Annotated in this window: 2 protein-coding genes; both read left to right on the plus strand. The window is 34.7% G+C overall.

From position 1 onward, the window contains the following. A partial coding sequence (locus AB1349_14140) for a hypothetical protein (GenBank protein ID MEW6558465.1) occupies nt 1–440 on the plus strand: 440 nt, incomplete at its 5' end. After that, nucleotides 441–1,586 carry a sialidase family protein gene (locus tag AB1349_14145; GenBank protein ID MEW6558466.1) on the plus strand — a complete coding sequence of 382 codons (1,146 nt, stop codon included), beginning with the start codon at nt 441–443 and terminating at the stop codon, nt 1,584–1,586. It abuts the gene before it with no gap. The last annotated feature ends 102 nt before the right edge of the window (nt 1,587–1,688 follow it).

Below are 1,688 nucleotides of genomic sequence, written 5' to 3' on the forward strand. Positions count from 1 at the left end.
CATATTCATTTGCTGTAGAACTTGAAGGTTGGGGTATCGGAATTAACTATCCCGGGTTTGCTATAAAATATTGTTTCGGTACTAATATTCTTGAGTTACGGTCTCAGAATGTATCAGAAGGTACTGAATTAGACAGTAAACAAACTAACTTGACGGGATTAAGATATTATAAATATGGGCTTATAAATGAAACAATTCTGTATTACTTAGGTGGAGAGATTTCATATTTCAAGTATCAAAATAAAGAAACTACTTTTAATGCAGATGGATTTGTTACTGGAATATTTATTGGTATCGAAAAGTTTTTCTTGCAAAAATTTTCAATCAATATAGATGTAGGACCATATTATGCTATGGCATTCAGAGGCAGCAGTTCTACTGAATTATCCGATATTGTAATGAACGCAACAGTAAATTACTATTTTAAAGGATTACGATAAATGAAAAAATTGTATTTTCTATTCCTTGCTTGTTTTATATTATCTCTTACTGGATTTAGATTTGGAACTGTGAATCTTGCAAAAGATGCTGCTGTGGAATTAAGTAAGAAAAGTTCTCAAAATGGTCAGTCTGATAATGGCTGGACCACTGTAAAAGACAATGCATCTGTTTTTGTTGCTCTACCAAATGAATATGGTACTCCATATCGACAGAATCTTTCTTGTATGGGATGGGAAGATGGGGTTTTCATCAGTCGGGATGGACTCAACCTCTATTGTATCTACATACCAGCGGATGTTCTTTCATTTACTATCAGCGGAGATAGTCTTGAGAATTATGAAAAATATGCACGAGGGCCTGATTTTGGAATGGATTTTTCTAATCCCGTGGGATACAGTTGGAAATGGTTTCATGGTGACATCTTATATGCTCACCGAAATTCTACAACAGAATCGTTTACCACATGGCAGTTGTCAAACATGAAAAGAGCTGTATATACCGAAGGTGCTTTTGTGGCGGTGTTTTCAGCAGCTAATATGATAGACATCGCGTGTTTTACAAGTACCGACTCGTCACCCACTTATAAAAACGATATTCGCTATATGCGAGATGTTGAAGCCAATCCTTCTGGCATAGGTACACCCTTGCCATCACCAGTAAATACTACTGACTATACTGAAGATAATCCACACATAGAAAAACTTGACTCACAGAATATGATACTTTTTTTTGATAGTAATGATAGACCTGGTGGAACGGGAAAACTTGATATATGGCTTTCAACAAGTAGTGATAATGGTACTACATGGTCAATTCCCCAAAATGTTACATCTATAAACACCACTGATGATGAGTCTCAACCGCATTTATATAAAAATAATTCTGGTCAATGGTATGTATATTTTTCAGCTACAAATAACGACGGTAAATGGGCGATTTTTAGAGCAACTCAGACTGTAGTTGGTGACTGGAATAGTTGGGGTAATAGAGAACTTGTTATCAGAGGCGGTAATAATACAGAAGGTGCTGGAGAACCAACATTAACCCAAAATGGCGATATTTCTTTTGTTGTTGTCTACAAGAATCCTAATGGTAATAGTTTTGATAGATATGATGCTGACCCATGGTTTTTACCGACAAAGTAATTGTTAAAATTGAAAAATATCCAAAGTTGAAGTTTACTTCATATGTAGACACATCTCTTTATTTTTTTATTATTTTTAACAGGAAATTATATCTATATATCT

It is taken from the genome of Elusimicrobiota bacterium (assembly GCA_040757695.1).
GTDB lineage: Bacteria > Elusimicrobiota > UBA8919 > UBA8919 > UBA8919 > JBFLWK01.

What these genes read in the sequence shown, in the direction of transcription:
- AB1349_14145 (MEW6558466.1), top strand. Translation starts at nt 441, where the DNA reads ATGAAAAAATTGTATTTTCTATTCCTTGCTTGTTTTATATTATCTCTT.